The organism is Cupriavidus agavae, assembly GCF_004217045.1.
GTDB lineage: Bacteria > Pseudomonadota > Gammaproteobacteria > Burkholderiales > Burkholderiaceae > Cupriavidus > Cupriavidus agavae.
Genome location: NZ_SGXM01000018.1, coordinates 1 through 4,301 on the forward strand (window position 1 = coordinate 1; position 4,301 = coordinate 4,301).

Annotated in this window: 3 protein-coding genes; all 3 read right to left on the reverse strand. The window is 62.9% G+C overall.

Features of this window, described 5'->3' with window-relative positions; all coding sequences use genetic code 11:
• Nucleotides 1-157 precede the first annotated feature (157 nt).
• The 3 genes from EV147_RS25865 to EV147_RS25875 all read right to left on the reverse strand — a co-directional run bounded on the left by EV147_RS25865 (nucleotide 158) and on the right by EV147_RS25875 (nucleotide 4,186).
• On the reverse strand, nucleotides 158-1,783 hold the full coding sequence (locus tag EV147_RS25865) for a ShlB/FhaC/HecB family hemolysin secretion/activation protein (RefSeq protein WP_130394082.1): 1,626 nt from the start codon (nucleotides 1,781-1,783) through the stop codon (nucleotides 158-160).
• A 396-nt stretch (nucleotides 1,784-2,179) separates the two neighbouring features.
• The gene (locus tag EV147_RS25870; RefSeq protein ID WP_130394083.1) at nucleotides 2,180-2,488 is read right to left on the reverse strand and encodes a hypothetical protein; all 309 of its coding nucleotides are present in this window, start codon (nucleotides 2,486-2,488) and stop codon (nucleotides 2,180-2,182) included.
• 3 nt (nucleotides 2,489-2,491) lie between these two features.
• The gene (locus EV147_RS25875) at nucleotides 2,492-4,186 is read right to left on the reverse strand and encodes a methyltransferase domain-containing protein (RefSeq protein ID WP_235845042.1); all 1,695 of its coding nucleotides are present in this window, start codon (nucleotides 4,184-4,186) and stop codon (nucleotides 2,492-2,494) included.
• Nucleotides 4,187-4,301 lie beyond the last annotated feature (115 nt).

Sequence of the window (4,301 nt, forward strand, 5' to 3'; positions counted from 1 at the left end):
TGGCTGTCGATCCGGTGCAGCAGCGACACCAGCTCCCGGCCGGCGTTCTCGTGCTCCCCGCGATAGCACTGGTATTCGAATTTGTTGATGCTGAACTTGGTGGGCTGGGTCATGACGACTTTCCGCGCTGAAAGTGTGATCAGAAGGTGCCGCGCGCCTAGCGGCCCCACGTGACGGCGAGCCAGTACTGCACCGGCTTGTTGCCGGGGTCCACCCACGACGAGGAGGCGAAGCCGTAGGCTTTCGAGATCGACAGCGAAAGCGTGGCGCCGATCGGCGTGAGCCAGTCCACGGCGACGCCATAGCCCGCCAGAATCCGCCGATTCGACACGTCCGGCACGCCGACATAGCCGGAACTCCAGTTTTCCCAGGGATTGTGGTTCACGCGCCCGATGGCGACGTCCGAGAACACACCGAACTGAAGCTGGTGCCCGATGGCAATCGGCACGCGCTTGTAGAGGCCCGCGTTCAGGATGGCGCCATCGTCAAACGAGCCCTCGTCGGCCCGGTAGGCGCGCACTGCGTTCGGACCCCCTACGCCGAGTTTTTCGCTCGGGTCGAGGTTCTTGCTGGCGTACTGGCCGTTGAACTGCCCCATCAGGAACAGGTCGCCACCGCGGTTCAGGCCGTAGGTGCCAAAGCCCGTCCCGGTGAGCTTGGCGTAGTTGCCCGCCACCCGCGTGGCTGCGTTGTACGCCGCGCTGTCGTTGCTTTGATGCCCGGCAGTCAGCGCCACCTCGCCGCTCCAGATGTTGCTGCGCAGTTGCTGCGCACGGTCGCCATTGTTGGCCTGCAGCGAGAAGCGCAGTGCATCGAGCGTGCTGTGCGCGGCGAATCCAAAATCGCTGTATTCGGTTTTGGTGCGGCTATGGAGATACGAGCCGCCGACCCAGACGTTTGCATCGAGCCCGCGCGTGACCGGATAGAGCAAGCCCACCTGCACGGTGTTGGCGACACCAACGAGCCTGGTCACAGCGTTGATCGTGTATTGCTGCCGCGTGAACCCACCGGTCAGCCGCAGGCCATCGTCGAAGATCGGAACGCCGCCGGTCAGCGATCCCGTCCACATCCGCTTCTCGGTGCCGGTCACCGTCAGCGCATAGTTTTCACCGAGCCCGAGGAAATTGTTCCCCGATGCCATCACGCCCAGCCGGTAGAGCCCCGTCGAGTCGATACCCTTGTTGTCGAAGAAGACGTCGCCCGTGAACGGTTTGCCGCGCTGCGCGAGATCGAACTGCACGTCGATGTCACCCACGCCTGCCCCCGGCGCGAATTCTGGCGCTTTCGCGATGGCGACCCCGGGAATGTCCTGCAACAACTGTGTGCTGCGCTCCAGCCGCCCGGTCCGCAGCAAACAGTTCCCTTCCAGCGGCTCGGCATCGCACATGGCCCTGGTCACCAGCCGCGCCAGCCGGTCGTCGTTCACCCGCGTCTTGTTGTCGATGCGAATGCCACTGATGCGTCCGGGATAGGCCGTGAACACCGGCACGCCGCCCTGCTGCGCGGCCTGCCAGTCAACCTGCGTCATCAAAACCTGCCCGACCGGATAGCCGCGCTGGCGTAGCGTATGGGTCAGGCTGTCCGACCATCGGTCGACCTCCCCCAACGAAGTTGGCGCAGTGCCCAGGGAAGTCGATGCACCGCGCAGTAATTCGATGACATCCTGGCTGGCGGGGCCGCCATCGGGATGGACCTTGAAGGCCACGACCCTCACAGAACCGGCGTCGTACCCGTCAGATTCTGTTGCTGCCCCGTTTGCCATCGCCGGCCACAACAGGGCCAATACCCGATACCTGAAACGTGTCCTAGCGAATCCCGTACGGATCATTGGAATATGGCATTGCTGTTTTGAGAATCGGTTTCACAAAGCCACAGCTGCGATTGCAACGGAGTGTGTCAGTAAATGGCGCAATCCGAAATGAATATGGTCCTTTCAAGAATATCGACTATCAGAGTTAGTCGATATCAGGCGCCGATTCCGCCCGATGTCGCAACGGCCGGACGACCGCTCGAAGGTTTCAGCCAGCCTTGCGTCTTGATCACGTAAGGGTTGCCATTCCGAGGAATTGCCGGAGATATTGGTCGAACCATTGCTGTTGGTATGGAGGGAGCCGTTGCCGTTATCTACCCCACCTGGCGTTGCTCGGCAGCGACTGCGCACTCCGGCTTTCGTGTCTGGCTATGCAACGGTGCTCAGGACGAACACCCCGGCGGCCACGCCGACCGCCAGGCCGATGGTGCGGCCGATGATCATGTTGTTGAGTTCCTCGTCAAGCACGAACGGGTCCCGACCATGCCAGATTGTCCGCTTGAGCACCGGACTGGGCAGCAGGATGCATGCAGAAATGCCGACGGCCAGCCCGACATGCAGCAGACGTGCTTCATCCAGATTACCTGCCGGTACGAGCGTCAGCAGGACCATCACGGTCGTCGTGACGAGCACGGCCAGGAAAATGCCGCCAAACAGACGGTCTACGGGGTGGCCCATTTCTTACTCCAACGTTGGCGGTGCAGCGTGTGCGGCCACCCGTTCGAGCAGGTGGCCGTTGACACGCGTGAGTACCTCCGCCCAACTCCCATTGGGGGGATGGCGGAACAACTTCATCGTCGGATACCACGGGCTGTCCTCGCGCACGTAGTGCCAACGCCAATCTGCGAACTCAGGGACGAGAAGCCAGGTCGGCTTGCCCATCGCACCGGCCACGTGGGCAACCGACGTATCCACAGTCAGCACCAGATCCAGCGCCGCGATGACCCGGGCGGTATCCATCATGGTCTCAAGCGTCGCTCCGATATCGTGGAAGTTCGACCTCTTCCGAGCATAGTCCGCCGCCTCGTCTGCGCCACGACCTTTCTGAAGACTGAAGAACTCCACTTCCTCGTGGGCGAAGAGCGAGTCGAGCATCGACAGCGAACGCAGCGATCGGGCGCCATCGTTTTCGTGCGTCGGAGCGCCCTTGAAGGCGACCCCGACCTTCAGCGCTTGCGGGCGACCAGGCAACGTGACCGGCGGGGCGCCGGAAGGCAGTCGCAGATATGGCACCGAGGCCGGCAGCGCATCAAGCTCTACGGGCAGCCAGGCCGGGATATCGTGGGGGTAGACCCAATAGTCATGCTCGGGGATGGCCGCGCTTGCTCTGATATCGAGCACGGCATCCGCCTCGCCCGACGCCTCGAACAGTTCCACCAGCGGCGACTGGCACACCACGGTCACGCTGCGCGCGCCGGCCTGCTTCCGGAGCATGCGGGAGAACCGCAGGAAGAAGATTTCGTCACCCAGTCCGAATTCGCTCCAGATGGCAATTGTCTTGCCTGCCAGCGATTGTCCTGTCCATCGCGGGAATGTCTCGGGGGGCGGCGCCGATGTGCGCCGCTTCCACGACCAATCGTCGGTTGCAGCGGCGCGCAGCCGAAACCCCTCGTTGATCTTGCCGCTACTGATCACATGCAGGAACTGGTAGAGCTTTGGCCCCCACTCCTCGGGCAGGCGCGTTACCATTCGCGCCCAGAGAGTCTCCGCCTCGTCGAACAGATTCCAGCGCATCATGCCGACCGACACCTGATGCGCCACGTCAAACCGGTACGGGAAAAGCCGCAGTGTCGTCTGCGAAATCTGCAGAAAATCCTCGACGTTGCGCGCACGTCCTGCCGCCCCCAGCATTTCTGCGGGCGTCGGCGCCGGACGCTTTCTCAGCACCACCTCGATCGCCTGCTCCGGACGTATCACAGCAATCCGCTCGCACGCGGCGATGCTGCCGTACGCGCGCACCAGTTCCAGCAGATTGACCGACCCGGGCGGAAGCGGATCCTTGCAGACCGAGAATCCCCTGGCTGGCGCGTCATTTGTCTCGGCCGGCTGCACCGTCTGATCCGCCAGATCCTGATCGGGGACAGTGAGAACCAGATATCCACCGGTTTTCAGCAAGTCAAGCCATCGCCCCAGCGCCTTGGCGGGGTTCACGACGGTTTGCAGGCAATGACTGGCGTGGACGAAGTCGAAGGACCGGTGTTCCACGCCGGGCACCGCCATCAACTCGCCTTTCCAGGGGACCACACGCACCACGCGCGGAAACTCCCGACTGCAGCGTGCCAATCCAGTCGCATCGGCCCCGAGATCCAGCCCGACCCCGTGGAAGTAGTGCTGCATGAAGCCCGGATCGTGTATCCGACGCAGCGTGGATGCCATCACCGTTTCCATGTCGGCGTCAGGCTGCCGTATCGAGCTTCTCGTTCCAGAGCCCGAGCATCCGCTCGCCCAGTATCTCCGGGCGCCCCTTGAAGATCAGCTTCTCGATGGCCTG

What these genes read in the sequence shown, in the direction of transcription:
- EV147_RS25870 (WP_130394083.1), bottom strand. Translation starts at nt 2,488, where the DNA reads ATGGGCCACCCCGTAGACCGTCTGTTTGGCGGCATTTTCCTGGCCGTG.
- EV147_RS25875 (WP_235845042.1), bottom strand. Translation starts at nt 4,186, where the DNA reads ATGGCATCCACGCTGCGTCGGATACACGATCCGGGCTTCATGCAGCAC.